The following is a 24,177-nucleotide window of genomic DNA, read 5'->3' on the forward strand; positions in this document are numbered from 1 at the left end:
CCCCCTGCTTCAAGGGGGGCACGCCCCCCTTGAAAATCCCCGTGGATATTTGAAGAACAAAGATGAACAGGGGTGTCCCATGCGTGGGACGCTTCGGCGTTCTAGCAATTCCAAGGGCTTGTGGGAGCGGATTCAGGGAATCTTAGGAAAGTCCCACGCGCGCTTCAGGCGATCAGGGCGAGCTTTTCCTGAACGAAGCGCACCACATCCGCGGCCGGACGGGCGCCGGCGAGGCGGGCGACCTCGCGCCCCTGGGCGAAGAGGATGAAGGCCGGGATGCCGCGGATGTTGTAGCGCACCGTCGCGTCGGGATGCGATTGGGTGTCGATCTTGGCCAGCCGGACATGCGGCGCCAGCGCCTTGGCCGCCTTCTCGAATTCAGGCGCCATGGCCCGGCAGGGGCCGCACCAGGGGGCCCAGAAATCGACGAGCAGCGGCAGGCCGTCCGTTTTCGCCATCTTCTCGAGCGTGCGGAAATCGACCGGCGAGACCTTGCCCGCGTTCAGCGCATGGCCGCAGATGCCGCATTTCGGCGCGGCCCCGGCCTTGTCCTGGGGAAATTGGTTGGCCTGGCCGCATTCGGGGCAGGTGAGGCGGATCTTCTGCGACATGGGAGCAACTCGCATTCAGAGGTTTGAATGCGAAATGGGGCGCGGCGCCCGCTCTGTCAAGCCTGTCAGATGCGATTGCCTCAAATCCTGTTGCGGGGCGGGCGCGATTTGTAGACCGGCAGTTTCCAGCCAAAGAGCATCGAGCCCGCGCGCAACAGGAAGGTCACCGCGGCGCAGGCCAGCAGCGCCACCGGCGTCGGGCCGATCCCCCAGCGGACCAGCAGCGCCGACACCGCCCCCGCGAAGGCCGCCGTCAGGTAGAGTTCGCCTTGGCGCAGCACCAGCGGAACCTCGTTGCAGACCACATCGCGCATGAGCCCGCCGAAGGCGCCGGTCATCATGCCCATCATCACCACCACGCCCGGCCCGTGCCCGAGGCTGAGCGCCACGCCGACCCCGGCGGGCACCGCCACGGCCAGCGCGCCCGCATCCAGCCAGTCGATGGCCCGGCGGCGGTTCTCCAGCCGGTGCGCGGTGAAGAAGACCAGCACCGCCGCGCAGCAGGCGATGGCGATGTACCAGGGGTTGGCGATCCAGAACACCGCCTCGCGGTTCAGCAGCACGTCGCGCACCGTGCCGCCGCCGACCGCGGTCAGCGAGGCAATGAACAGGAAGCCCACGAGGTCCAGCTGTGCCCGGCTGGCGACCAGCGCCCCGGTCAGGGCGAAGATGAAGACCGAGAGGTAATCGAGGCCCTGAAGCAGCGTCATGGCTTGTAGGGCGCCATGCCCGCCCGGGCCAGTTCGTCGGCGCGTTCGTTCTCGGCATGGCCGGCGTGGCCCTTGATCCAGGCCCAGGTGACCGTATGGCGGCGCTGGGCCTCGTCCAGCCGCTGCCAGAGTTCGGCGTTCTTGACCGGCTTCTTGTCGGCGGTCTTCCAGCCGTTGCGCTTCCAGCCGTGGATCCACTGGGTCACGCCGTTCTTCACATAGGCGCTGTCGGTGGTGATGGTCAGCGTGGTGGGCCGGGTCAGCGCCTCCAGCGCGCTGATCGCGGCCATCAGCTCCATGCGGTTGTTGGTGGTCTGCGGCTCGCCGCCTTGCAGCTCGCGCTCCTTGACCACGGTCGCGCCCTCCATGGCGCGCATCAGCACGCCCCAGCCTCCGGGGCCGGGGTTTCCGGAACAGGCGCCGTCGGTCCAGGCGAAAAGGTCAGGCATGGGCAGTCACCAGAAGGCCGGGCGCGGGCTGGCCGGAGAGGCCGGTCTCGATCCGTTCGTCGGCGCGGGTCACGGTGAACCCGGCGGCGGTGAGCAGGTCGAGCAAGTCCTCGCGCGTGTAATAGGTATAGAAGCGCCCGAGGGCGTCGCGGCCCTCGCCATGCCCCAGCTTCATGCCCAGATGCAAGGGGGCGCCGGGTTTCAGCGCGGCATGGATCGCGGCCAGATGCCGGGGCAGGTCGGCGCGGGGTGCGTGGAGAAGCGAGAAGCTGGCCCAGGCGGCGTCATAGGGGCCTTGCAGGGGCGCGTCGAAATCGGCGCGGCGGGCGGGCAGGCCCCGGGCCTTGGCCAGCGCCACCATCTCGGGCGCGGCATCGACCGGGTCGGGGTGATGACCCGCCGCGGCCATCTGCGCCGCCTGCACGCCCGGGCCGCAGCCGAGGTCGAGGATCCGGGCGCCGGGCGGCAGCAGGGCGAGGAAGGCGGCGAGGGGCTGGTCGTCCAGCCCTTCGGCCATCGCCGCGTAATCTGCCGCGCGGGCCGCGTAGACGGCGAGCGTGTCGGGATCGGCGCTCACGCGCGTTCGAGCGCGAGGCGGGCACCCAGCGCGGCGAAGGAGGCGGCAAAGGCGCGGCGCAGCCAGGTCATGGCGCGTTCGGATTCGAGGATGCGGTGGCGCAGCCAGCCCGCGGCCAGCGCGTAGAGCAGGAAGGTGCCCCCGGTCATGGCGGTGAAGCCGAGGCCGAGTTCGACCAGCAGGGCGGCAGCGTCGGGGCTGCCGGCGGGGATGAACTGCGGCAGGAAGGCCACGAAGAACATCGGCAGTTTCGGGTTGAAGAGGTTCAGCAGGATCCCGCGGCGGACCAGCGTGGCGGCGCCGTGGCGGCTGGTGTCCGGGGTGATCTGCAGGGCGCCCGCGCCCCTGAGCGTGCCCCAGGCCATCCAGAGCAGATAGGCGACGCCCGCGTATTTGATGGTGGTGAACAGCACGGCCGAGGTCTGCAGCACCGCCGCCAGCCCCGCCATGGCGAAGCCGAGGTGCAGCATGGTGGCCAGCGTGCAGCCCAGCACCGCCCAGAGCCCGGCGGCAAGGCCCCGGCCGAGCGTGGTCGAGAGCGTGTAGATCACACCGACCCCGGGGGCGAGGCAGACGATGAAGGCGGTCAGCAGGAATTCGGGGCTCATGCGGGGATCCTCAGGACGCGGGGCACTTTGAACTCGACCGATTCCACGGCGGTTTCGACGATTTCGGTGGTCAGGTCGTAGCGGGCGGCGAAGGCGTCGAGCACCTCGTTGACCAGGGTCTCGGGGGCCGAGGCTCCGGCGGTCAGGCCCACGGCGCTTATGCCCTGAAGCGCGCGCCAGTCGATGTCCACGGCGCGCTGGATCAGTTGCGCATAGGCGCAGCCGGCGGCGCGGCCCACTTCGACCAGACGCTTGGAATTGGAGCTGTTGGGCGCGCCGATCACCAGCAGCGCATCGATCTTGGGCGCGATCTGTTTCACCGCGGCCTGCCGGTTGGTGGTGGCGTAGCAGATGTCTTCCTTGTGCGGGCCGATGATCGCCGGGAAGCGGGCCTGCAGCGCGGCGACGATGCCGGCCGTGTCATCGACCGAGAGGGTGGTCTGGGTGATGAAGGCCAGTTTCGCGGGGTCGCGGGGGGTGATGGTGGCCACATCCTCGACCGTTTCGACCAGCAGGACTTCGCCCTCCGGCAGCTGGCCCATGGTGCCGACGGTCTCGGGGTGGCCGGCGTGGCCGATCATGACCATTTGCAGCCCGGCCTCGTGGTGGCGCTCGGCCTCGATATGGACCTTGGAGACCAGGGGGCAGGTGGCATCGACGAAGGTCATGTTGCGGGCCTGCGCCGCCGAAGGGACGGATTTCGGCACGCCATGGGCCGAGAAGATGACCGGGCGGTCATCGGGGCATTCGTCCAGCTCTTCGACAAACACGGCGCCTTGGGCCCGCAGGCTGTCGACGACGTATTTGTTGTGGACGATCTCGTGGCGGACATAGACCGGGGCGCCCCATTTGGTCAGCGCCAACTCGACGATCTTGATCGCGCGGTCGACGCCGGCGCAGAAGCCGCGCGGCGCGGCGAGATAGAGGGTCAGGGGGGGCTTGGTCATGCGTCACTCCGGTTCGGACCAGAGGTAAGCGTTGGGGCGGGCGAGGTCCAGCGCCTTGGCTCAGCCGAAGGCGCCCCACAGCCCGGCAAGGATCACAAGGCCGAAAGCAGCACCGATCCCGGGCAGGGTCCGGGCCCAAACGCCGGGTGGCGCGGGCCAGCGGGCGAAGCGGAGCGCGGCGGCGAGATGGGTGGCGAGCGCGGTGACGGCCAGCAGGTAATAGGGCGCGAAATAGAGGGCTTTCGGCAGGCTCTCGACCGTGGCGGCGGCGAAGGCGATGTCGGTATCGGTCGCGGGGCGGGCGAGCAGCACGGCGGGGATGTGTTGCATCAGGAAGACCGCGAGATAGAGGCCCGAGGCGAGTTGCGCCCCTGCCCAGCCGCTGCCGGGCCTGCCCCGGCGCCAGGCGAGGGTCAGGCCGAGGACGATCTGCGCGGCGAAGAGGGCGATGAGCGCCGGTTCGACCAGCGGATTGCGGTAGAGGGGGCGCAAGGCGGCCATCACCCCGGCATGGGCAGCCTGTCCGGCCAGAAGGGCGGCGTGGTTGGTCAGGTGCAGGGCGAGGAAGAGGCCCAATGCGACGGCGTTCAGGCGGTGGAGGCGGCGGAGGGTCATGCCGGTTCCTCCGCGCGGGGCGGCCAGAGGAGCAAGGTGCCGATGACCAGCGCTATCAGCCATTGCGGCGCGGTCCAAAGCTCGCCCAGCACGGCCAGCCCGAAACCCGCGAAAAGCGCGCCCATGGCCTGCAGCAGCAAGGCCACGGCCACCGCCGTCTGGCGCCGGGCCCGGGGGGCGAAGGCGGCCCAGCCGACCGCCAGCGCGCCCAGCACGAAGAAAGCGGTCACGAAATGCCAGAGCAGCGCGAGGTAAAGGCGCAGCACCGGGGCCTCGGTCGCGGCGCGAAGCGGGTCGTAGACTTCGGGCGCCCCCATGAGGACATGAACGGCCGCGGTCAAGCCCAGCAGCGCGGCGGCGGTCATCAGGCGGGGCGAGGGGCGGGCGGGCATCGGCGACTCCGGGACAAGCATACGGTGGCGTATGGATGGCGCCTCGGCTTGCCCGAGTCAATACGCTGCCGTATGGTGCTGCCATGAGCCGTGACCGCATGACCCCCGAAGACTGGATCGCCGCCGCCTTTCGCCGTCTGGGGCAGGGGGGGATCGCCGCTGTCCGGGCCGAGGCGATTGCCCGCGATCTGGGCGTGTCCAAGGGCAGCTTCTATTGGCACTTCAAGGACCTGCCGGATCTGAAGGCGCGGATGCTGGCGCATTGGCTGGATCAGGCGACAGCGCGGATCGTGGCTCTGGCGGAGGCGGGGGGCAGTGATCCCGCCCTGCGCCTCACCCGGCTGATGGAGCTGGCGACGGGCGATCTGGCGGAGCCCTATGGCGGATTGTCGACCGAGGCGGCGATTCGTGACTGGGCACGGACCGATCTCGAGGCGGCGCAGGCGCAGGCGCAGGCCGACCGCGCACGGGCCGCCTATCTGGAGGGATTGCTGGCGGGGATGGGACTGGAGGCCGCCCGGGCGGGGCAGGCGGCGCGGCTGATCCTCATGGCCTATACCGGCGCCGTGCATCAGGGGATCAGGGACCGGGCGCAGCTGGCCGGGGATCTGGCGGTGCTGACCGCGGCGCTGCTCAGCCCGTCAGGCCGGTGAACAGCCCGGCGGTGATGCCCGCCAGCACGATATAGCGTGCGGTCTTGGCGGCGCCGACGAAGAGGGTGAACAGCCACAGCGGTGTGCGCATGGCCCCGGCCAGCACCGTCGTCAGGTCTCCGATCGGCAGCCAGGACAGCAGCAGCGTCCAGACGCCCCAGCGGTCCCACCAGCCGCGGGCCTTGGCGAATTTGTCCTCGGGGATCTTCAACCAGCGGTGGCCGCCCGCCGTCTCCAGCTTCCAGCCCAGCCAGTAATTGACGAAGGCGCCCAGAGTGTTGCCGACCGAGGCCACGACAATCAGCAGCCACACCGGCGCCGCCTCCGCCACCTGCAGGGCGGCGAAAATCAGTTCGGACTGAAAGGGCAGCACGGTTGCCGCGATGAAGGCCGCGGCAAACAGGCCCGAGAGGGCGGAAACCGTGGCGAGCAGCGATCAGCCCTGCGTATTGGCTTCGTCGGCGGTGACATCCTCGCGCGCCGGGCGAGGTTCGCGCGGCGGGCGGCCGATCACGTCGCGGAGTTCGTCGAGCTCGATGAAATTGTCGGCCTGACGGCGCAGTTCATCGGCGATCATCGGCGGCTGCGAGCGGATGGTCGAGACGACCGAAACCCGCACGCCCTGGCGCTGCAGCGATTCGACCAGCGGGCGGAAGTCGCCATCGCCCGAGAAGAGCACGGCGTGGTCGAGCCGGTGCGCGATTTCCATCGCGTTGACCGTCAGCTCGATGTCCATGTTGCCCTTCACTTTCCGGCGGCCCATGGAATCGGTGTATTCCTTGGCCGGCTTCGTCACCATCGTGTAGCCGTTGTAGTTCAGCCAGTCGATCAGCGGGCGAATCGGCGAATAATCGTCATTCTCCAGCAGCGCGGTGTAGTAGAAGGCGCGCAGCAGCTTGCCGCGGCGCATGAACTCCTGCCGGAGCAGCTTGTAGTCGATGTCGAAGCCGAGCGCCTTGCCCGCAGCGAAGAGGTTCGCCCCGTCGATGAAGAGGGCAAGCCGCTCATCCTTGTAAAACATCGCAATTCCTTTCAAAATCGCAGCGTCATTGAAATAAGCGTCGCCACGATTGGCCTGCCGCCCCTGGGTGGAGTCACGGTCTGGCGGGCGACCATATGCGACCGGAACCAGATTGGACAAAATTACGCGCACCGTCCACAGCAACCTGCACCTCGTGGCGCTCGGCAGCAACGCGACGGAGCGGGAACACTCCAATGCCGAGCTACTTAAGCAAGCTGTCGCCGAGATCAAGGCAGAAGGTTTGGCGACCCGGCGTCTGAGCCGGCTGTTTTCTACCCCGGCATTCCCCGCAGGGGCGGGCCCGGATTTCGTCAATGCCGCTCTGGTTGTAGAGAGTCCGCTGCCGCCCGAGGACGTTCTGGCCATCCTGCACCGGGTCGAGGCCTCGATGGGCCGGGTCCGGCGCGAGCGCTGGGGGCAGCGGGTGATCGACCTCGACCTGCTGGCTTCGGGCGAGCGGGTGCTGCCCGACGAGGCAGCGCTGCGCGACTGGATGGCGCTGCCGCTGGACGAGCAGATGCGCCGCGCGCCCGACCGGCTGATCCTGCCGCACCCCAGGATGCACGAGCGCGGATTCGTCCTGGTGCCGCTGGCGGATGTGGCGCCGGACTGGGTCCATCCCTTGACCGGACAGAGCGTTCGGGCGATGCTGGCGGCGCTCGATCCGGCGGAAATCGCTGCGATCAGGCCGATTTGAGGGTCAGGGTGGCCGAAACGGGCCGGGCTGCGCTTGTCAAGCCCGGCAAATGCCGTTACATGCCAAAGGCTGACCCCTCCCATGCAGATGGAGTGCTTGATGGCCCGCGTGACGGTCGAAGATTGCGTTGACAAGGTTCCGAACCGGTTCGAGCTGGTGATCCTGGCCGCCCATCGTGCGCGCGAGATCGGGGCTGGTTCGCCGATCAGCATTGATCGCGACAACGACAAGGACCCGGTGGTCGCCCTGCGCGAGATCGCCGACGAGACCCAGGGTGCCGACCAGCTGCGCGAGCGGCTGATCGAATCGATGCGTACCCAGAACGAAGTCGACATGCCCGAAGACGACGACATGGCGATGCGCATGGGCAACCAGGCGGACCGTCCGCAGCTTGACGATCTGACCGAGGAGCAGATGCTGCGGCAACTTGTCGCGGCGCAGATCGAGCAAGACTGAGATGGCTCGGGCAGGGTCCGATGTTGATCACGCCCGATGACCTGGTTGCGCTGGTCCGCAACTACAACCCGAGCTGTGACGAAGCGCTGATCCGCCGTGCCTGGGAGTACGGCGAATCCATGCATGCCGGGCAGATGCGCCATTCCGGCGAGCCCTATTTCACGCATCCGGTCGCGGTCGCCTCGATCCTGACCGAGATGCGGCTCGACGATGCGACCATCGTCACCGCGCTGTTGCACGACACGATCGAAGACACGCGCTCGACCTATGCCGAGGTCGAGCGGATGTTCGGCCATGACGTGGCCGAGCTGGTCGATGGCGTGACCAAGCTGACCAATCTGCAATTGTCAGCCGCCGACCCCTCCAGCGGCGAGGGGCGCCGCGCCTCGGCCGAGGCCAAGCAGGCCGAGAATTTCCGCAAGCTGCTGATGGCCATGTCCCGCGACTTGCGGGTGATCCTGGTCAAGCTGGCCGACCGGCTGCACAACATGCGGACCATCCGCTCGATGCGTCCCGACAAGCAGCTGCAGAAGGCGCGCGAGACGATGGAGATCTTCGCGCCGCTGGCCGGCCGGATGGGCATGCAATGGATGCGCGAGGAGCTGGAGGATCTGGCCTTCCGCGTCATCAACCCGGAAGCCCGCAATTCGATCCTGCGCCGCTTCATCACGCTGCAGCGCGAATCGGGCGACGTGATCGCCCGGATCACCGCCGATATCCGCTTCGAGCTGGAAAAGGCCAATCTGGACGGCACCGTCTATGGCCGGGCCAAGAAGCCCTATTCGGTCTGGCGCAAGATGCAGGAGAAGGATCTGGCGTTCAGCCGCCTTTCCGACATCTACGGCTTCCGCATCATCGTCGATGACGTATCGGAATGTTATCAGGCGCTTGGCCTAATCCATCAGCGCTGGCGGGCCGTGCCGGGGCGGTTCAAGGATTACATCAGCCAGCCGAAATCGAACGGCTACCGCTCGATCCACACCACGGTCTCGGGCCGTGACGGCAAGCGGGTCGAGGTGCAGATCCGCACGCGCGAGATGCACGAGGTCGCCGAGGCCGGTGTCGCCGCGCATTGGTCCTACAAGGACGGGATGCGGGCGGTGAACCCCTTCGCCATCGACCCGGCCAAGTGGATCGAGAGCCTGACGCAGCGGCTGGATGTCGACAAGGACGAGGATCACGACGAGTTCCTGGAACACGTCAAGCTGGAGATGTACGCCGATCAGGTGTTCTGCTTCACGCCCAAGGGTGACGTGATCCAGCTCCCCAAGGGCGCGACGCCGCTCGATTTCGCCTATGCGATCCATACCCGGATCGGCAATGCCACCGTCTCGGCCAAGGTCGACGGCCTGCGCGTGCCGCTCTGGACCCGGCTGCGCAACGGTCAGCAGGTGGAGATCATCACCGCCGACGGCCAGCGCCCGCAGACCATGTGGATCGAGCTGGTCCACACCGGCCGGGCCAAGGCCGCGATCCGGCGGTCCCTGCGCGAGGAAGACCGCGAGCGGTTCGTGCGGCTGGGGCGCGAGCTGTGCCGCGTGGCCTTCGACAAGGTGGGCCGCCGGGTGACCGACAAGGCGCTGGATACGGCAGCAAAGACCCTCAGGCTGAAGGGCGCGAACGATCTGCTGGCGCGCATCGGCTCCGAGGAGATCAGCGCGCGGGCCGTGGTGGCGCAGCTTTACCCCGAGACCTCGACCATGGCCGAGGTGGAGGTGGATGCGAGCCACCCGGTGATGGGTCTGGACAAGGACATCCCCTTCCGCCGCGCCAGCTGCTGCCAGCCTTTGCCGGGCGAGCGGATGGTCGGCATCACCTATCGCGGGCGGGGCGTCTTTGCCCATGCCATTGATTGCCCGGTGCTGGCCGATCTGGACAACCAGCCCGAGCGCTGGGTGGATCTGCGCTGGCTGGAGGGCAAGCACGCGGCGGTCAACAAGGTCACGCTGGAGATGACGATCTCGAACAGCGCGGGGGTGTTGGGGCGCTGCTGCACGCTGATCGGCGAGCAGGGGGCCAATATCTCGAATCTGGTGTTCAAGGACCCCAAGCCCGACTTTTTCCTCATTGCGGTAGAAATCGAGGTATCGGATGCCGAGCACTTGCACCGTATCCTGACCGTCCTTTCGGCCGAAACCGACGTGGCCCAGGTCACCAGGATTCGCGACCTTAGCCTGAAGCCCTGACCGGGGCCCCCTGAACACGGACCGCCGCGCGTGATCTTCAAGCGCCGAAATCCCAGACCGCTGTTGCGGGCCATTGGCGAGTTCTTCTGGCCCCGCGGCGGCTGGCGTCGGGCTGCGACCTATGTGCTGCACCGGATGCGGCGCTTGCCCGACAGTCCCGAGCGGATCTGCATCGGCATCGCCGCCGGGCTCTATGTCTCGTTCCTGCCGCTCTATGGGCTGCATTTCCTGACCGCGGCGCTGGTCGCCTGGATCTTTCGCGGCAATATCCTGGCGGCGCTGCTGGGCACCTTCTATGGCAACCCGCTGACCTTCCCGCTGATGGCGGCGGGGGGGATGGAGCTGGGCAGCTGGCTTCTGGGGACCGAGGTGCGGGTCTCGGTCACGCGGATCGTCGGCGTCGTCGGGCGCGCGGGCAGCGAGCTGATGCACAACCTCGTCAGCGTCTTCACCGGCGAGACGGCGCAATGGGACCGGCTGATCGGGTTCTATTCCAACGTCTACCTGCCCTATATGGTGGGTGGGCTGCTTCTGGGCTTGCCCTTTGCGGTGGCTGCGTATTTCGTGCATCTGCCCTTGGTGCGCGCCTATCAGCGCAGCCGTGCCAAGCGGTTGAAGGCGCGGTTCGAGGCCGCGCGGCAGCGCCAGCGGGCGCTCGAAGCCGGAGACGAGACATGAGCAAGGCCCCCCTGCGTCTGGGTGTGAACATCGACCATGTGGCGACGCTGCGCAACGCGCGCGGCTCGGCCTATCCCGACCCGGTGCGGGCCGCGCTTCTGGCCGAAGAGGCCGGGGCGGATGGCATCACCGCGCATCTGCGCGAAGACCGCCGCCACATCCGCGACGCCGATATCGAGGCGCTGATGGCGGCCTTGCGCGTGCCCCTCAATTTCGAGATGGCGGCCACGGCCGAGATGCAGGCCATCGCGCTGCGCCACCGGCCGCATGCCGTCTGCCTCGTGCCGGAAAAGCGCGAGGAGCGCACGACCGAGGGCGGGCTCGATGTCGCCGGCGATATCGGGCGTCTGGCCGATTTCATCGCGCCCCTGTCCGAGGCCGGGTGCCGGGTGTCCCTGTTCATCGGCCATGATCCCCGGCAGATCGAGGCGGCGGTGCAGGTCCGCGCCCCGGTGATCGAGCTGCACACCGGCGCCTATTGCGATCTGGTGGCCGAGGGCCGGGCCGAGGATGCGGCGCTGGAACTGGCGGCGCTGATGAAGGGCGCGCGGTTCGCGGCCTCGCTGGGGCTGGAGGTCCACGCGGGCCACGGGCTGAGCTTCGCCACCGTCTCGCCCTTCGCGGCGACGGCGGAAATCCGCGAGCTGAACATCGGCCATTTCCTGATTTCCGAGGCGGTGTTCCTGGGCCTCGATCCGGCGATCCGCGAAATGCGGCGGCTGATGGACGCGGCGCGGGGCTGAGCCCCGCCTGTCCGGGCGTCGCCCGGCGCGCTCTGCAGCCATCGGCGCTCCGGGGCCGAAGAGGCCTCTCGCTGCGGTTGCGAGACTGGCATTGAGCCTTGTCGTGCAGTATGGATCAGGGCGGTACCTGGCGCGAGCGCACCGGGCGAGCCGCGCCGATTGTCCGGCATTCGCGGTCGCCCGGCCCAGTGTCCGTTCGAGGTATTGTCTCTGAACGGCAGCTCTTTCGCCTGGGGTTGCTAACCTGTGGTCGCTTCGTTCGGCACGTACGGCGAAGGGATCGCTCGTAACATATTGGAACATCGATTGACGCCCACATACGTTAAGACGCTGGCTGCCCTGGACCGGCGTGCAAAAGTGGCCCTTCAGCTTCTGTGGGACGGGGCGCTCATCGCCGCCTCGTTCATCATGGCGATGTTTCTCCGATTGGAGAGCCTCTTCTTTCTGGCCCGGCCTGCGGTCTGGCTTTCGCTCCTTGTGGCGGTGATCGCGACGTTGCTGGCCTTCCGCTGGCTGGGGCTTTACCGTTCGCTGGTCAGGTTCATCACCGGCAAGATCCTGGTGACGGTCGGCAAGGGCGCCGTTGGCTCGGCGCTGGCGCTGGCGCTGGCCAATCTGGTCTTCGGCGCGGGCATTCCCCGATCCGTCCCGGTGATCATGCTGATGTTCGTCTTCTTTTCGGTAGGCGGCTCGCGTTTTCTGGCCCGGACCTATTTCCGCAGCCCGCGGACGCTGAACAAGCGGCCGGTGATCATCTACGGCGCCGGTGAAGCCGGTCTTCAAACGCTGAACGCCCTTTTTCACGGGCGCGAATACGCGCCGGTCGCGCTGGTCGACGATGATCCCAGCATCCAGAACATGACGGTCGGCGGGTTCAAGGTCTTTCCCTCGGACCAGATCCCGGCGCTGATGAAGGAAACCGGCGCGCAGGTCGTGCTTCTGGCCATCCCCAGCATGGGACGCGTGCGTCGCCGCGAGATCGTCGGCGCGCTGGAAGACCTGCAGCTGGAGATCAAGACGATCCCCGGCATGTCGGACATCATCAGCGGCAAGGCCAAGATCTCGGAATTGCGGACGGTTTCGGCCGAGGATCTGCTGGGGCGCGACCCCGTGGCCCCCGATCCCGAGCTTCTGAGCCGCAACATCACCGGACGGGTGGTGATGGTTTCGGGCGCGGGGGGATCGATCGGCAGCGAACTCTGCCGCCAGATCCTGAGCCAGCGGCCCACGGTGCTGGTGCTCTATGAGATGTCGGAATTCGCGCTCTATGCCATCGAGGGCGAATTGACGGAAACCTCGAAGCGGCTGGGCTACCAGACGCGGATCGAGCCGATCCTGGGCTCGGTCCAGCACAGCCGCCGGCTGGAGATGGCGATCAAGGCGTTCAAGGTCCAGACCATCTATCACGCCGCCGCCTACAAGCATGTGCCGCTGGTCGAGGAGAACGTGGTCGAGGGCATCCGCAACAATGTCTTCGGCACGCTCGCCATCACCGCCGCCGCCAAGAAATGCGGGGTCGAGAATTTCATCCTGATCTCGACCGACAAGGCGGTGCGGCCGACCAATGTGATGGGCGCCACCAAACGCATCGCCGAGCTGATCTGCCAGGCCGAGGCGCAGGAGCCCTCGGGCACGGTCTTCTCCATGGTCCGCTTCGGCAATGTGCTGGGGTCCTCGGGCTCGGTGATCCCGCGCTTTCGCGCCCAGATCGAAAGCGGCGGGCCGGTCACGGTCACCCACAAGGACATCAACCGCTATTTCATGACCATCCCCGAAGCCGCGCAGCTGGTCATTCAGGCGGGTGCGCTGGGGCAGGGGGGCGATGTCTTCGTGCTGGACATGGGCGAGCCGGTGAAGATCATCGACCTTGCCTTCAGCATGGTGAAGCTGCACGGCCTGACCCCCTATCTGGTCGATCACCCCGATCAGTTCCTGTCGGAAAAGGGCGATATCCCGATCTGCGTGACCGGGCTGCGCAAGGGCGAGAAGCTGTATGAAGAGCTGTTGATCGGCAACAATCCGGCGCCGACCACGCATCCGCGGATCATGACCGCCTCGGAAGTCGCCCTGCCGCGCGCGGCCCTTTCCGAGGCGCTGGACCGGCTGTTCAAGGCCTGCGAGGCGTTCGACCTGCCGACGATCCTGGCCATGCTGCACGAATTGCCGCTGGAATATGCGCCGCTCAACACCGACGTCTCGGACCGGCTGTGGGGCGCCGAGCAGGGCTCCGAGGCCCTGATCCAGCCGAGCCCGCGGCCATGATCCATGCCGAAGACCGACAGGGCGGGTTCGGTCGCGCCCTGTTCAGCCGTCTGTTGCACAGCTATTTCCTGATGCGCCGAAGCCTTACGATCGGCGTCCGGGCCATGGTGCGGTCGGCGGACGGGAAGTTCCTGCTGGTGCGCCACACCTATACCCCCGGCTGGCATTTCCCCGGCGGCGGGGTCGAAAAGGGCCAGACGACCGAGACCGCCCTGCGGCGGGAATTGCTGCAGGAGACGGATCTGGAACTGGTCGGCCGTCCGGTGCTGCACGGCGTCTTCTACAACGGCAAGGTCAGCAAACGCGACCATGTGCTGGCCTATCTGTGCGAGGTCAGCGGCCGGGCTCCCGGCAAGCCCGCCAGCGTCGAGATCGCCGAGATCGGCTATTTCGGCCTCGACGATCTGCCGCAGGACACCGATCCCGGCACCGAGCGCCGCATGCGCGAGATTGTCGAGGGTCTGGCGCAAAGCGCCTGCTGGTAGGCGCTCAGGCCAGCGGGCGGGCCTCGATCACCACGAAGGCCTGCGCCCAGGGGTGGTCATCGGTCAGCGAGACATGCACGACGGCCTCGTGTCCGGGCGGGGTCATCGTCGCCAGCCTCTCGGCCGCCCAGCCGGTCAGCACCATGGTCGGCTGCCCGCCGCGGCGATTCACCACGCCCATGTCCTTCCACGAGATGCCCATGGCAAGGCCGGTGCCCAGCGCTTTGGAGCAGGCCTCTTTCGCGGCCCAGCGTTTGGCCAGCGTCCCGGCCTCGTCCTTGCGGCGGGCGGCCTTGGCCAGTTCCAGATCGGTGAAGACCCGCCGCCGGAAGCGGTCGCCGAAGCGGTCGAGCGTGCCCTGGATCCGGTCGATATTGGCCAGATCGGTCCCGATGCCCAGAATCACGCCCCGTTCCTCACGTCGCCGTCCTCATTCCGCCGTCACCGCGCCGGTCGCCTGATTGATGCGGATTTCCATCCGCTCCTCGATCGGCGGCGCGCCGTTCTCGACGCCCTGATGCCAGTGAAACACCGGCAACGACAAGAGCAGCCCGCGCGCCGGGTCGTAATCGGCGGTGATGCGCTGGATGTCGAGCCCGTAGAACCCCATCCCCGTCGAGGCCGAGGCGACTCGGCACTGGCGGAAGATCGGCTCTGCGCTGCCGTCGCCATTGGGCGACAGGATCAGCAGATGCGAGGAACAACAGGCGGGCTCGCCCCCGGTATCGAGCCAGGCCACACGGATGGCGCCATTGGCGAAGGTGCGCGAGTTCTGCTCCCAGGGTTCGACGATATTGCCCGGATTGCCGATCCAGTCGCAATCGGTGATGACCTGCGCCATGGCCGGGGTGGCGAGGAGCGAGAGGGCGGCGGCGAAAACGGGTTTCATGGCAATCTCCGGGTCTGAAAGCCCGTATCATCCCCGATGCGACCGCCCCGGGCAACGCCCCGCGCGAAGACGTGAGGTCAGGTGAGCCGGGCGGTCAGGATCTTGAAGGCCGCAAAGCCGAAGAGCACCGCGAAGGCGGCGTCGAACCAGCGCCGCGCCCGCAGATAGGCCCGCGCGACGGGGCGGGCGGAAAAGGCGAGCGCCATGGTGGTGAAGGTCAGGACCGAGGTGGCGAGGCACGAAAGCCCCACCTGCCAGAGGACCGACGCGGGCGCACCGGGCGGCACCGCCACGGCAAAGACCGCGCCCCAGAACAGCACCGCCTTGGGGTTGGTCAGGTGGATGAGCGCACCGCGGGCCCAGGCGTGGCGCAGGCTCTCCGCCCCCGCGTCGCGGGCTGCGGCGGCACCGGGGCGAAGCGCCGAGCGGGCCGATTTCCACGCCAGGAACGCCAGATAGCCTGCCCCCGCGTAGCGCAGCGCCTCCAGCGCCCAGGCGTGGCTCATCATCGCCGCGCCCAGCCCCATGCCCGCGACCAGCGCCCAGCAGGCCGAGCCCGCGACGACGCCCAGCGCCACCGCCAGTCCGCGCGCGCGTCCGGCGCCCATTGCCGTGCCGGTGATGGCCAGCGTGGCGGGACCGGGCGAGGAAATGGCGATCACCCAGGCGACGAGGATCGGGATCAGGTCGGACAGCGGCATGGCAGGCTCCGGGGGTGGGTCGGGGCTGAGAGTATCGGGCCGCGGGCGCGGCGCAAGCGGCAAGTGGCGCTCAGGCCAGGTTGAGAAGGGCGATCAGGGCACCAAGCAGGTAAAGCCCGGCCAGCGCGCTCTGCAGCACCCGGGCATGGCGGGCATAGGCGGCGCGGGGGCGGGGGCGCGACAGGCTGAAGGCGAGCGCGGCGTAAAGGACGGCGACCAGCGCCAGCCCGGGCAGCGCGCTCCAGCCCAGATCGGCGATCTGCCCCGGCTCGCTGGCCCAGCGCAGGGCGACGCCGGGCTGCGTGCCATGCAGGAGCGCGGCGAGGCCCATGGCCGCGGCCGCCGATCCCGGTCCCTGCGGCGCCCGGCCCAGCGCGACCCGCGCCGCCCACCCGGCCAGCCCCAGCAGCACCAGCGCCGAAAGCGCGGTCAGCCAGGGGCCGCCCAAGGCGCCCGCCGCCAATCCCGACCAGCCCAGCAGGACCCAGCCCAGCACCGCCAGGACCACCCCGGCGGCAGCGGCCAGCCCCCTGGCCAGCCCGGCCTCGGCGGCGCTGGCCGCGACCAGCAGGGCGGCGGGCCAGGGCGAGGCGATCAGCACCGTCCGCACCAGCAGGATCAGGATCAGCACCAGCGACAGTTCCGACCCGGTCATCATCGCGCAGCCCTCCTCCGGGGATCGCCCGGGCCCTCGCCATGATCACCGGAACCGGGATTTTGTCGAGGGGTGGCGCAGGGCCGGGCGTTGACAGAAGGTGAACGCGGCGCGCTGGGGCTTCGCGGTCGTTAAGGGCGGCGTGGCTATCACTCCGGGGCAAATCGCGAGGAGCCCCGATGTCCGACCATTCGCCCCGGCTTGACCTGCCCTATCTCCAATCCGCGCAAGCCCAGAAGCACGTGACCCATAACGAGGCGCTGCGGATCCTCGACATGGTGACGCAGCTGACCCTCGTCGCCTTCGACCAGACGATTCCGCCCGCGCTGCCGCAGGAGGGCGAGGTCTATGCCCTGGGCCTCGGCGCCAGTGGCGACTGGCTGGGCCATGACGGCGAGCTGGCGCTGCTGGCCGACGGCTATTGGCACTTCGTCACCCCTCGGCCGGGCTGGATGGCGACGCAGGCGGGCACCGATGTGCTGCGCCTGTGGACCGGCAGCGCCTGGGTGGCGCCCGAGGGGCCGGTGCTGCAGAACCTGCCGGGGGTCGGGGTGAACACCACCTCGGACGGGTTGAACCGGCTGGCGGTGGCCTCGGCCAATACCCTGCTGACCCACGAGGGGGCCGGGCATCAGCTGAAGGTCAACAAGGCCGCGGCGGGTGACACGGCGTCGCTGCTGTTTCAGGACGATTGGTCGGGCCGGGCCGAGATGGGGCTGGCGGGCGACGACGATTTCCACATCAAGGTCAGCGCCGATGGCAGCACCTGGCACGAGGCGCTGAGCATCGAGGCGGGCACCGGCACGGTGGCACTGGCGCTGGCGCCGCTGGCGCGGCTCGACCTGGCGGCGCTGGCGGCGAGCAAGGCTGTGACGGCGGTGGATGTGCTGGTCTATGACACCAGCCGCGACAGCGACGGCGGGGTCTGGCGCCGGCGCTGCCAGCACACCAGCTGGTGGAACGAGACCCTGAACACCGCCACCCGCGGCGCCCGGCGGGAGTTTCCGGCGGTGGCGGTGATCGTCGCCGAGGCCGGGAAGGTCACCATCTACGACGGCGACGACCCCGCGCTGCCGATGTGGAAGGTCTTCACGCTCTCGTATCTGGTTGGGGCGGTGTCGTGCATCGCGATGCAGAACGGCAGCCTCGTGTTCGGCAACAACTCGGGGTCGTCGATCGCCTGCGCCATCCTCGATTTCGCAGCCGATGGTGCGCGGATCTATTTCACCGCCGGATCGAAGCGGAGTACGTCGGGCCTGGGGTCCTGGCCGGCAGACCTCACCGGCTTCGTGACCCTCTTCCCGGGCGACTATGGTGCGCCGGGAATGATCAACGCCGTCGCCAACGACATCGCCATGACCGTCCTGCCCGATGCGCCGGTCGATCCGACCACCGGCCTGCCCGTGCCGACGATTGCCGTGGCGACGGCGGGCGGGGTCTCGGTGATCAAGCACGACGGGAGTGTCGTGGACATCGCCACCTCGGTGGCGACCAAGATCGCCTTCGGCGGCAGCATTGTTTACGCCGTCTTCGACACCGGCGCGCCCGAGGCGGTCTACGGCTTCGCCCTTCCGGCCTCCGATCAGGCGGGGGTCACGCCCAATACCTTCCAGTACAACAATCTGGGCTGGTCCGGCTCCAGCCAATGGCCGGTCGGATCGTTCCATGACACCAGGGCGCTGGCCCCGATCCGGCAGGAGGTCGCCATGGGCGGCGGCGGCGGGCTCTTCCTGTCCGCCAACAGCGCGCGGGCGGTGAGCCCCCAGACCAACCTCCACTGCCGGATCACCAGCGACTACACCACCGGCTGGCTGCCGGGCGCGGTGAGGGGCGCCTGGCTTGCCAGCACCAGCACCGCGCCGCTGGTCGGGGGGACCGAGGCCGACCGTTCGGCCAATGCGATGCCCCTCACCGTGACCGGCACGATCACCCGGACAGCGGTGGCGAGCGGGGCGGGTCTGGTCGGCTATGGCGGCTGGTCGGCGGCCAATTACCTGGAGCAGGCCTATACCGCGGGGCTCGACTTCGGGACCGGCGATTTCTGCGTCATGGGCTGGCTGCGCTTCACCGGGACCGCCGGGCAATGCGTCTTCGCCCGGCAGGATAGCGGGCTGGCGGGGGCGCGGCTGCGGATCTCGACCGCGGGCGGCGCGCTCACCGCGAGTTCCAGTGGCGCGACCCTGACCGGCACGCTGCCGATGAACACCGGGATCTGGGGGCATGTCGCCTATCTGCGCAAGGACGGCGTGGCGCAGCTCTATCTGAACGGGCGGCTGCACCTGTCGGCCGCGGATGCGGCGAACCTGAGCAACGCCAGCGCGGTGATGCGGCTGGGCGTCACCGTCAACGGCGCGGATCCGTTCACCGCGGGCACGCTCGCGCTCTGGCGGATCGGCGCGACCGCGCCCTCGGCCGAGCAGATCCGCAAGATCCACGAGGACGAGAAGGCGCTGTTCCTGCCCGGCGCGCAGGGCACGCTCCATGGCGCCTCGGACGTGGTGACGGCGCTGGCCGAGGACCCCGAGACGGGGCTCCTGCACGTCGGCACCAGCGCGGGCCGCAGCGATTTCCAGGGCCTGCGCCGCATCGCCAACACCACCACCGCCGTCACCACCGCCCTCAGCGCGGCGGGCGGCATGATCGCGGAGCAATGACATGACCGTCCGTATCGAAAAACCCGCCCTGAACCTGCGCGACCTTCTGGCGCGGATTGCCGGTCTCGAGCAGCGGATCGGGGCGACCCAGCCCACCGCGCTGGCCTATGTCGGGGACGGCACCAACAAGACCTTCGCCTGCAAGGCGGGCCATCAGCCGGGCGTGGTCTGGAAGGATGGCGTCATGCAGCGGCAGGGGCCGGGCGACGCCTATGTCGTCAGCGTCGAGGGCGTCACCCACAAGGTGGTCTTCGCCGTGGCCCCGGCCGCGGCGGCACGGGTCGACATCCTGCAATGGCGGGTCTGAGCGGGCTCAGGCCGTGAGCAGCGCGCGGATCTGGTCGACGCGGGTGGTGACCAGATCCGGGTTCGCCCGCGCCTCGACATTGAGGCGCAGGAGCGGCTCGGTGTTGGACGCCCTGAGGTTCAGCCGCCAATCGGCGAAGGCCAGCGACAGCCCGTCGGTGTCATCGCGTGACAGGGCGTCAGGGGCGAAGGCGGCCTCGACCCGGGCGATGGCGGCGGCGGTATCCGCGACGCGGAAGTTGATCTCGCCGGACGAGGGGAAGGCGGCGCGGCGGGCGTCGATCATCTGCGCCAGCGTCCGGCCGCGGCGGCCCATCAGTTCCACCACCAGCAGCCAGGGGATCATGCCGCTGTCGCAGGCGACGAAATCGCGGAAATAATGATGCGCCGACATCTCGCCGCCATAGACGGCGCCGGTCTCGCGCATCGCCTGTTTGATGAAGGCGTGGCCCGTGCGGGACTGGATCGCCTGTCCCCCGGCGGCGCTGACCACATCGAGCGTGTTCCAGACGACGCGGGGGTCGTGGACGATCTTCGCGCCGGGTTCCTTGGCGAGGAAAGCCTCGGCCAGCAGGCCCACGACATATTCGCCGGGGACGAAGCGCCCCTCGGCATCGAAGAAGAAGCAGCGGTCGAAATCGCCGTCCCAGGCGATGCCCAGATCGGCGCCCCAAGCGCGGACGGCTTCGGCGGTGGCGGGCTGGTTTTCGTCGAGCAGCGGGTTCGGGATGCCGTTGGGGAAACGGCCGTCCGGCTGGTGATGCATCCGTTGGATGGTGAGGGGCGCGCCCTTGGCCGCGAGCGCGGTCATGATCGCGTCGAAGGTCGGGCCGGCGGCGCCGTTTCCTGCGTTGACCAGCAGTTTCAACGGCCTGAGCGCCGGGATATCGACGAAGGACAGCACCCGCGCGACATAGGCGTCGCGGGCGCCCTCGGCCGGGATGATCCGGCCGGGCTGCGGGGCCGGGGAGAAGGCGCCGTTTTCGGCCAGCGCCTTGACCCGGGCGAGGTCGGTTGCGGGGTCGAGCGGGGCTGACCCCGCCTTCACCATCTTCATGCCGTTGTAATCCATCGGATTATGCGAGGCGGTCACGCAGATCCCGCCATCCGCCGCGAAATGGCTGGTGGCGAAATACATCTCTTCGGTGCCGGACAGGCCGAGGTCCAGAACCTCCACCCCCTGCGCCACCAGCCCCTCGGCCACCGCCGCCGCCAGGCTTTCGGACGAGGCGCGGATGTCGCGGCCCAGCACCACCCGGCGCGCGCCCAAGGCTTCGGCAAAGGCGCGGCCGATGACGCGGGCGATGCCCTCGTCCAGATCCTCGCCCAGCTTGCCGCGGATGTCATAGGCCTTGAAACAGGTCATCGGCATGGGCTGCCCCCTCAGTTCGCGCCGAACAGGTCGCGGGTGAAGACCTTGTCGGCCACATCCTCCAGATCCGGCGTCATGCGGTTGGCGATGATCAGATCGGCCCCAGCCTTGAAGGCGCCAAGGTCGCGGATCACCCGCGAGCCGAAGAATTTCTCGTCGGTAATCACCGGTTCGAAGATCGTCACCTCGATCCCCTTGCCCTTGAGCCGCTTCATGATCCCCTGGATCGAGGATTGGCGGAAATTGTCGGATCCCGCCTTCATCACCAGCCGATAGACGCCCACCACCCGGGGATTGGTCGCGGCGATCCGCTCGGCGAGGAAATCCTTGCGGGTGCGGTTGGCCTCGACAATCGCGGCGATCATGTTCTGCGGCACGCCACGGTAATTGGCCAGCAATTGCTTGGTGTCCTTGGGCAGGCAATAGCCGCCATAGCCGAAGGAGGGGTTGTTGTAATGGTTGCCGATCCGGGGATCGAGGCCGACGCCCTCGATGATCTGGCGGCTGTCCATGTTCCCGGCCATGGCGTAGCTGTCCAGCTCGTTGAAGAAGGCCACGCGCATGGCGAGATAGGTGTTCGAGAAGAGCTTGATCGCCTCGGCCTCGTCGGGGTCGGTGAACAGCATCGGCACATCCGGCTCCGCTGCCCCTTCCTGCAGCAGCCGGGCGAAGATCCGCGCCGCCTCGCCCCGGTCGCCGACGATGATCCGCGAGGGGTGGAGGTTGTCGTGCAGCGCCCGGCCCTCCCGCAGGAATTCGGGCGAGAAGATGATCCGGTCGCAGCCGACCTTCTGGCGCAGCTTGCGGATATGCCCGACCGGCACCGTCGATTTGACGATGATCACCGTCGCCGGATTGGCGGCCAGCACCGCGCGCACCGTCGAGTCGACCGAGGAGGTGTCGAAATGGTTATGCTCGGAATCGTAATCGGTGGGCGTGGCGATGATCACGTAATCGGCGCCCTCGACCGCGGCGGCCAGATGCGTCGTCGCGGTCAGGGACAGCGGCTTCCGGGCGAGGAAATCCTCCAGCTCGGCGTCCTCGATGGGGCTTTTGCGATCATTGACCATCGCCACCCTTTCAGGCGCGATATCGACCGCCGAGACCTCGTTGTGCTGCGCCAGCAGCACCGCGTTCGACAGGCCGACATAGCCAAGCCCCACCACCGCGATTTTCATGATCGTACTCCAGCCTGCCCGCTTCAGCCGCGGGCGTAATCGTCTTCGTAGCGGATGATGTCATCCTCGCCGAGATAGGCGCCGGTCTGCACCTCGATCAGCACCATCGGCACCTTGCCGGGGTTCTTCATCCGGTGAACCGTGCCCAGCGGGATATAGACCGACTGGTTCTCGGTGACGAGGCGGACCTCGGTGCCGATCGTGACCTCGGCCGTGCCGGAGACGACGATCCAGTGCTCGGCCCGGTGATGGTGCGATTGCAAGGACAGGGCGGCGCCGGGGTGGACCACGATGCGCTTGACCTGGAAGCGTTCGCTCAGCACCAGGCTTTCGTACCAGCCCCAGGGCCGGTGATCGCGGGGGAAGGATTCGGCCTGCCGCGCGTGCTTGGCCTTCAGCGCGGTGACGACGCGTTTCACGTCCTGCGCCCGGCTGGCATCGGCCACCAGCACCGCGTCGGGCATCGCCACGGCGATGATGTTCTGAAGGCCGAGGCCCACGAGTTCGACGCGCGAATCCTCGGACCGCAGGAGCGAATCGGTGCAATCGATGGCGGTGGCGTGGCCGGTGGTGGCGACGCCGTTCTGGTCGCGCTCGCCCGCGCGCCACACCGCGTCCCAGCCGCCGAGGTCCGACCAGCCCGCGGAATAGGGCACGACGGCCAGATTGTCGGCGCGTTCCATCACCGCATAGTCGATGGAGATGTCGCGCACCCGGCTCCAGGCCGTGGGGTCGAGCCGCAGGAAGCCGAGGTCCGGCCGCGCCGCGTCGAGCGAGGCGGAGACCGGCTCCATCAGGTCGGGGGCGTGGGTGCGGAAGGCCTCGATGATCGCGGCGACGGAAAAGAGGAAGATCCCCGCGTTCCACAGATGCCGGCCCGAGGCGACCATCGCCTCGGCCCGCGCGAGGTCGGGCTTTTCGACGAAGCGCAGCAGGTCCATGACCCGGGGCGCCGCGCCGTCCAGGCATTCGGCCAGTTCCAGATAGCCATAGCCCGTTTCGGCATGATCGGGGGCGATGCCGAAGGTCACCAGCTTGCCCGCCAGGGCGGCCGGGCGGCCCAGTTCGACCGCCGCGCGGAAGGCGGGGGCGTCGGGCACCACATGGTCGGACGGCGCGACCAGCATCAGCGCCTCGGGGTTTTCGCGCGCCAGCCAGAGGGCGGCGGCCAGCACGGCGGGGGCCGTATTCTTGCCCTCGGGCTCGATCAGCACGGCGCCGGGGTCGATCCCGGCGGCGGCAAGCTGTTCGGTGACGATGAAGCGGAAGTCCGAATTGGTCAGGACCAGGGGCTTGGCGAACCCCGGGCCCGACAGCCGCCGGGCCGAGGCCTGGAACAGCGTTTCCTCGCCGATCAGCGGCGTGAATTGCTTCGGATAGGATTTCCGCGACAGCGGCCAGAGCCGGGTGCCCGACCCTCCGGATAACAGAACCGGGGTGATCACAGAGAATCTCCTGCTACGAAACCGAACATTGCCCGGCGTGTTTGCCCGCCATCCTGGGCCTTATCGAGGCCAAATTAAGGAACTCGTGTCCGCTGGGCGGCGCGCTGCCACAGAAGTGCCCCGATGCGGCCGGGGAAATCTTGCCAAAGGATGATGCCGGCGCGCCGCGGCTTCGTGTTTCTTTCGGTCTTGGGGGGCAGGGTTTCGGGTCTTGCCGGATCTGGAGGATCTGATGACCGAAGCCGAAATCGAGGCCCTGCTGGCCGATGCCGGGCTCGTCCCGGGCGCGGCCCCGTTGACCAAGCAGCAACTGACCGACCGGATCATGGCGATCCTGGACCGCGACTGGCCGCTGGCCATGCGCGAGGCCTCGCCCGCGGATTATGCCACCTGGCGCGACGCGGCCGAGCCCGCGCGGCTGCGGGCGGTGGCGGCCAATCTCTTCAACATCCGGCTGGCGGCCTACCGGCAGGCGGTGGCGCGGCTCGCCCTGCCTTTGCTGGTCGAGGGGCCGGTGGTCGATCCCGTGACCGGGGAGCAGACCGGCAGCGGGAGCGCGGCCATCGCCGAGGATGAGGCCGCGCGGGCCGCGGCGCAGGCGGTGATCGCGGCCACGCCCGAGGCTGTGCTGGCCTTCGACGCCGCCTGACTCCGGGCCTGAAACTGTCCGACGAGCCGGGGCACCCGAGGGGGTGCTCCGGCTTTCTCTTGCGCGGATTTGCCTGTGCCGATGGCGACTTGTCCGAGATCCGAAAATTCCGGGCAAATCTTTGACATATTCCTAGCGCACCTCTCGGGCGAAACGCGGCAGTCCGATTCTGCGCGCGCGTTCCGCCCTTGTGGCAGGGGACGTGGGCATCCGGGTCTGCCCTGTGCTATCGACAGGC

General features: G+C 68.4%; 28 protein-coding genes. 11 read left to right on the top strand and 17 right to left on the bottom strand.

Features of this window, described 5'->3' with window-relative positions:
• Positions 1–164: 164 nt before the first annotated feature.
• The 8 genes from trxC to VDQ18_RS02810 all read right to left on the bottom strand — a co-directional run bounded on the left by trxC (position 165) and on the right by VDQ18_RS02810 (position 4,909).
• The gene (gene trxC / locus VDQ18_RS02775; RefSeq protein WP_323019492.1) at positions 165–611 is read right to left on the bottom strand and encodes a thioredoxin TrxC; all 447 of its coding nucleotides are present in this window, start codon (positions 609–611) and stop codon (positions 165–167) included.
• A gap of 80 nt (positions 612–691) precedes the next feature.
• Positions 692–1,321, bottom strand: coding sequence for a trimeric intracellular cation channel family protein (locus tag VDQ18_RS02780; RefSeq protein WP_323019493.1), 630 nt, complete (start codon positions 1,319–1,321; stop codon positions 692–694).
• The gene (gene rnhA, locus VDQ18_RS02785; RefSeq protein ID WP_323019494.1) at positions 1,318–1,770 is read right to left on the bottom strand and encodes a ribonuclease HI; all 453 of its coding nucleotides are present in this window, start codon (positions 1,768–1,770) and stop codon (positions 1,318–1,320) included. Before rnhA ends, VDQ18_RS02780 begins: the two co-directional genes overlap by 4 nt.
• Positions 1,763–2,347, bottom strand: a complete 585-nt coding sequence (locus VDQ18_RS02790) for a class I SAM-dependent methyltransferase (protein ID WP_323019495.1) — start codon at positions 2,345–2,347, stop codon at positions 1,763–1,765. Before VDQ18_RS02790 ends, rnhA begins: the two co-directional genes overlap by 8 nt.
• Positions 2,344–2,955: a LysE family translocator gene (locus tag VDQ18_RS02795; RefSeq protein ID WP_323019496.1), complete on the bottom strand. Its 612-nt coding sequence runs from the start codon at positions 2,953–2,955 to the stop codon at positions 2,344–2,346. Before VDQ18_RS02795 ends, VDQ18_RS02790 begins: the two co-directional genes overlap by 4 nt.
• Complete coding sequence (ispH, locus tag VDQ18_RS02800) at positions 2,952–3,902, bottom strand: 4-hydroxy-3-methylbut-2-enyl diphosphate reductase (protein ID WP_323019497.1); 951 nt, start codon at positions 3,900–3,902, stop codon at positions 2,952–2,954. The genes VDQ18_RS02795 and ispH overlap by 4 nt, the downstream gene beginning before the upstream one ends.
• Before the next feature lie 60 nt (positions 3,903–3,962).
• Positions 3,963–4,517: a hypothetical protein gene (locus VDQ18_RS02805; RefSeq protein WP_323019498.1), complete on the bottom strand. Its 555-nt coding sequence runs from the start codon at positions 4,515–4,517 to the stop codon at positions 3,963–3,965.
• Positions 4,514–4,909: a hypothetical protein gene (locus VDQ18_RS02810; protein WP_323019499.1), complete on the bottom strand. Its 396-nt coding sequence runs from the start codon at positions 4,907–4,909 to the stop codon at positions 4,514–4,516. The genes VDQ18_RS02805 and VDQ18_RS02810 overlap by 4 nt, the downstream gene beginning before the upstream one ends.
• Before the next feature lie 83 nt (positions 4,910–4,992).
• Here VDQ18_RS02810 and VDQ18_RS02815 point away from each other — a divergent pair, with 83 nt between their 5' ends.
• On the top strand, positions 4,993–5,562 hold the full coding sequence (locus VDQ18_RS02815; RefSeq protein ID WP_323019500.1) for a TetR/AcrR family transcriptional regulator: 570 nt from the start codon (positions 4,993–4,995) through the stop codon (positions 5,560–5,562).
• Here the strand turns inward: VDQ18_RS02815 and VDQ18_RS02820 are convergent.
• Both VDQ18_RS02820 and VDQ18_RS02825 read right to left on the bottom strand, forming a co-directional pair.
• Positions 5,543–5,935 carry a YqaA family protein gene (locus VDQ18_RS02820; protein ID WP_323019501.1) on the bottom strand — a complete coding sequence of 131 codons (393 nt, stop codon included), beginning with the start codon at positions 5,933–5,935 and terminating at the stop codon, positions 5,543–5,545. The two genes, VDQ18_RS02815 and VDQ18_RS02820, sit on opposite strands and share 20 nt — an antisense overlap.
• Before the next feature lie 63 nt (positions 5,936–5,998).
• Positions 5,999–6,583: an NYN domain-containing protein gene (locus tag VDQ18_RS02825; protein WP_107753782.1), complete on the bottom strand. Its 585-nt coding sequence runs from the start codon at positions 6,581–6,583 to the stop codon at positions 5,999–6,001.
• A 112-nt stretch (positions 6,584–6,695) separates the two neighbouring features.
• Here VDQ18_RS02825 and folK point away from each other — a divergent pair, with 112 nt between their 5' ends.
• The 7 genes from folK (at position 6,696) to VDQ18_RS02860 (ending at position 14,090) form a co-directional block, all read left to right on the top strand.
• The gene (gene folK, locus VDQ18_RS02830; protein WP_323019502.1) at positions 6,696–7,280 is read left to right on the top strand and encodes a 2-amino-4-hydroxy-6-hydroxymethyldihydropteridine diphosphokinase; all 585 of its coding nucleotides are present in this window, start codon (positions 6,696–6,698) and stop codon (positions 7,278–7,280) included.
• Positions 7,281–7,379: 99 nt separating this feature from the next.
• Complete coding sequence (rpoZ, locus tag VDQ18_RS02835; RefSeq protein ID WP_107753816.1) at positions 7,380–7,736, top strand: DNA-directed RNA polymerase subunit omega; 357 nt, start codon at positions 7,380–7,382, stop codon at positions 7,734–7,736.
• Positions 7,737–7,759: 23 nt separating this feature from the next.
• Positions 7,760–9,922, top strand: a complete 2,163-nt coding sequence (locus VDQ18_RS02840; protein ID WP_323019598.1) for a bifunctional (p)ppGpp synthetase/guanosine-3',5'-bis(diphosphate) 3'-pyrophosphohydrolase — start codon at positions 7,760–7,762, stop codon at positions 9,920–9,922.
• A gap of 30 nt (positions 9,923–9,952) precedes the next feature.
• Positions 9,953–10,600: a DUF2062 domain-containing protein gene (locus VDQ18_RS02845; protein ID WP_107753784.1), complete on the top strand. Its 648-nt coding sequence runs from the start codon at positions 9,953–9,955 to the stop codon at positions 10,598–10,600.
• Entirely contained in the window at positions 10,597–11,343 is a 747-nt protein-coding gene (locus tag VDQ18_RS02850) for a pyridoxine 5'-phosphate synthase (protein ID WP_323019503.1), read from the top strand. The genes VDQ18_RS02845 and VDQ18_RS02850 overlap by 4 nt, the downstream gene beginning before the upstream one ends.
• A gap of 357 nt (positions 11,344–11,700) precedes the next feature.
• The gene (locus VDQ18_RS02855; protein ID WP_323019504.1) at positions 11,701–13,605 is read left to right on the top strand and encodes a nucleoside-diphosphate sugar epimerase/dehydratase; all 1,905 of its coding nucleotides are present in this window, start codon (positions 11,701–11,703) and stop codon (positions 13,603–13,605) included.
• The gene (locus VDQ18_RS02860; RefSeq protein ID WP_323019505.1) at positions 13,602–14,090 is read left to right on the top strand and encodes an NUDIX domain-containing protein; all 489 of its coding nucleotides are present in this window, start codon (positions 13,602–13,604) and stop codon (positions 14,088–14,090) included. The genes VDQ18_RS02855 and VDQ18_RS02860 overlap by 4 nt, the downstream gene beginning before the upstream one ends.
• Before the next feature lie 4 nt (positions 14,091–14,094).
• Here VDQ18_RS02860 and acpS read toward each other — a convergent pair whose 3' ends face one another.
• The 4 genes from acpS to VDQ18_RS02880 form a co-directional block, all read right to left on the bottom strand.
• Complete coding sequence (gene acpS / locus VDQ18_RS02865) at positions 14,095–14,496, bottom strand: holo-ACP synthase (protein ID WP_323019506.1); 402 nt, start codon at positions 14,494–14,496, stop codon at positions 14,095–14,097.
• A 24-nt stretch (positions 14,497–14,520) separates the two neighbouring features.
• Positions 14,521–14,979 (bottom strand): hypothetical protein, encoded by a 459-nt coding sequence (locus VDQ18_RS02870; protein WP_323019507.1) that lies wholly within the window; start codon positions 14,977–14,979, stop codon positions 14,521–14,523.
• A gap of 77 nt (positions 14,980–15,056) precedes the next feature.
• A complete protein-coding gene (locus VDQ18_RS02875) occupies positions 15,057–15,680 on the bottom strand; it encodes a LysE family translocator (protein WP_323019508.1) in 624 nt (207 codons plus the stop codon).
• Between the two features lie 70 nt (positions 15,681–15,750).
• Positions 15,751–16,338 carry a hypothetical protein gene (locus VDQ18_RS02880; protein WP_323019509.1) on the bottom strand — a complete coding sequence of 196 codons (588 nt, stop codon included), beginning with the start codon at positions 16,336–16,338 and terminating at the stop codon, positions 15,751–15,753.
• Between the two features lie 176 nt (positions 16,339–16,514).
• Between VDQ18_RS02880 and VDQ18_RS02885 the strand changes: the two genes are divergently transcribed.
• Complete coding sequence (locus tag VDQ18_RS02885) at positions 16,515–18,989, top strand: DUF2793 domain-containing protein (RefSeq protein WP_323019510.1); 2,475 nt, start codon at positions 16,515–16,517, stop codon at positions 18,987–18,989.
• Between the two features lies 1 nt (position 18,990).
• Entirely contained in the window at positions 18,991–19,296 is a 306-nt protein-coding gene (locus VDQ18_RS02890; protein WP_323019511.1) for a hypothetical protein, read from the top strand.
• Positions 19,297–19,302: 6 nt separating this feature from the next.
• Here the strand turns inward: VDQ18_RS02890 and VDQ18_RS02895 are convergent, their stop codons facing one another.
• Genes VDQ18_RS02895 through VDQ18_RS02905 form a run of 3 tightly spaced genes read right to left on the bottom strand, consistent with a single transcriptional unit; the run spans position 19,303 to position 23,290 of the window.
• A complete protein-coding gene (locus tag VDQ18_RS02895) occupies positions 19,303–20,667 on the bottom strand; it encodes a phosphomannomutase (protein ID WP_323019512.1) in 1,365 nt (454 codons plus the stop codon).
• A gap of 11 nt (positions 20,668–20,678) precedes the next feature.
• Positions 20,679–21,845 (bottom strand): nucleotide sugar dehydrogenase, encoded by a 1,167-nt coding sequence (locus VDQ18_RS02900; RefSeq protein WP_323019513.1) that lies wholly within the window; start codon positions 21,843–21,845, stop codon positions 20,679–20,681.
• Between the two features lie 23 nt (positions 21,846–21,868).
• Positions 21,869–23,290, bottom strand: coding sequence for a mannose-1-phosphate guanylyltransferase/mannose-6-phosphate isomerase (locus VDQ18_RS02905; protein WP_323019514.1), 1,422 nt, complete (start codon positions 23,288–23,290; stop codon positions 21,869–21,871).
• Positions 23,291–23,522: 232 nt separating this feature from the next.
• On the opposite strand from VDQ18_RS02905, the gene VDQ18_RS02910 reads away from it, so the two are divergent.
• Complete coding sequence (locus tag VDQ18_RS02910; RefSeq protein ID WP_323019515.1) at positions 23,523–23,939, top strand: hypothetical protein; 417 nt, start codon at positions 23,523–23,525, stop codon at positions 23,937–23,939.
• Positions 23,940–24,177: the final 238 nt, after the last annotated feature.

It is taken from the genome of Pararhodobacter sp., assembly GCF_034676075.1.
Classification (GTDB): Bacteria; Pseudomonadota; Alphaproteobacteria; order Rhodobacterales; family Rhodobacteraceae; genus Pararhodobacter.

Excerpts from the sequence above, each read along its gene's own strand:
- rnhA (WP_323019494.1), bottom strand. The coding sequence starts at position 1,770 with ATGCCTGACCTTTTCGCCTGGACCGACGGCGCCTGTTCCGGAAACCCC.
- rpoZ (WP_107753816.1), top strand. The coding sequence starts at position 7,380 with ATGGCCCGCGTGACGGTCGAAGATTGCGTTGACAAGGTTCCGAACCGG.
- VDQ18_RS02875 (WP_323019508.1), bottom strand. The coding sequence starts at position 15,680 with ATGCCGCTGTCCGACCTGATCCCGATCCTCGTCGCCTGGGTGATCGCC.
- VDQ18_RS02870 (WP_323019507.1), bottom strand. The coding sequence starts at position 14,979 with ATGAAACCCGTTTTCGCCGCCGCCCTCTCGCTCCTCGCCACCCCGGCC.
- VDQ18_RS02860 (WP_323019505.1), top strand. The coding sequence starts at position 13,602 with ATGATCCATGCCGAAGACCGACAGGGCGGGTTCGGTCGCGCCCTGTTC.
- trxC (WP_323019492.1), bottom strand. The coding sequence starts at position 611 with ATGTCGCAGAAGATCCGCCTCACCTGCCCCGAATGCGGCCAGGCCAAC.
- VDQ18_RS02890 (WP_323019511.1), top strand. The coding sequence starts at position 18,991 with ATGACCGTCCGTATCGAAAAACCCGCCCTGAACCTGCGCGACCTTCTG.
- VDQ18_RS02810 (WP_323019499.1), bottom strand. The coding sequence starts at position 4,909 with ATGCCCGCCCGCCCCTCGCCCCGCCTGATGACCGCCGCCGCGCTGCTG.
- VDQ18_RS02780 (WP_323019493.1), bottom strand. The coding sequence starts at position 1,321 with ATGACGCTGCTTCAGGGCCTCGATTACCTCTCGGTCTTCATCTTCGCC.
- VDQ18_RS02825 (WP_107753782.1), bottom strand. The coding sequence starts at position 6,583 with ATGTTTTACAAGGATGAGCGGCTTGCCCTCTTCATCGACGGGGCGAAC.
- ispH (WP_323019497.1), bottom strand. The coding sequence starts at position 3,902 with ATGACCAAGCCCCCCCTGACCCTCTATCTCGCCGCGCCGCGCGGCTTC.
- VDQ18_RS02895 (WP_323019512.1), bottom strand. The coding sequence starts at position 20,667 with ATGCCGATGACCTGTTTCAAGGCCTATGACATCCGCGGCAAGCTGGGC.
- VDQ18_RS02880 (WP_323019509.1), bottom strand. The coding sequence starts at position 16,338 with ATGATGACCGGGTCGGAACTGTCGCTGGTGCTGATCCTGATCCTGCTG.
- VDQ18_RS02815 (WP_323019500.1), top strand. The coding sequence starts at position 4,993 with ATGAGCCGTGACCGCATGACCCCCGAAGACTGGATCGCCGCCGCCTTT.
- VDQ18_RS02850 (WP_323019503.1), top strand. The coding sequence starts at position 10,597 with ATGAGCAAGGCCCCCCTGCGTCTGGGTGTGAACATCGACCATGTGGCG.
- VDQ18_RS02795 (WP_323019496.1), bottom strand. The coding sequence starts at position 2,955 with ATGAGCCCCGAATTCCTGCTGACCGCCTTCATCGTCTGCCTCGCCCCC.
- VDQ18_RS02805 (WP_323019498.1), bottom strand. The coding sequence starts at position 4,517 with ATGACCCTCCGCCGCCTCCACCGCCTGAACGCCGTCGCATTGGGCCTC.
- VDQ18_RS02885 (WP_323019510.1), top strand. The coding sequence starts at position 16,515 with ATGTCCGACCATTCGCCCCGGCTTGACCTGCCCTATCTCCAATCCGCG.
- VDQ18_RS02910 (WP_323019515.1), top strand. The coding sequence starts at position 23,523 with ATGACCGAAGCCGAAATCGAGGCCCTGCTGGCCGATGCCGGGCTCGTC.
- VDQ18_RS02900 (WP_323019513.1), bottom strand. The coding sequence starts at position 21,845 with ATGAAAATCGCGGTGGTGGGGCTTGGCTATGTCGGCCTGTCGAACGCG.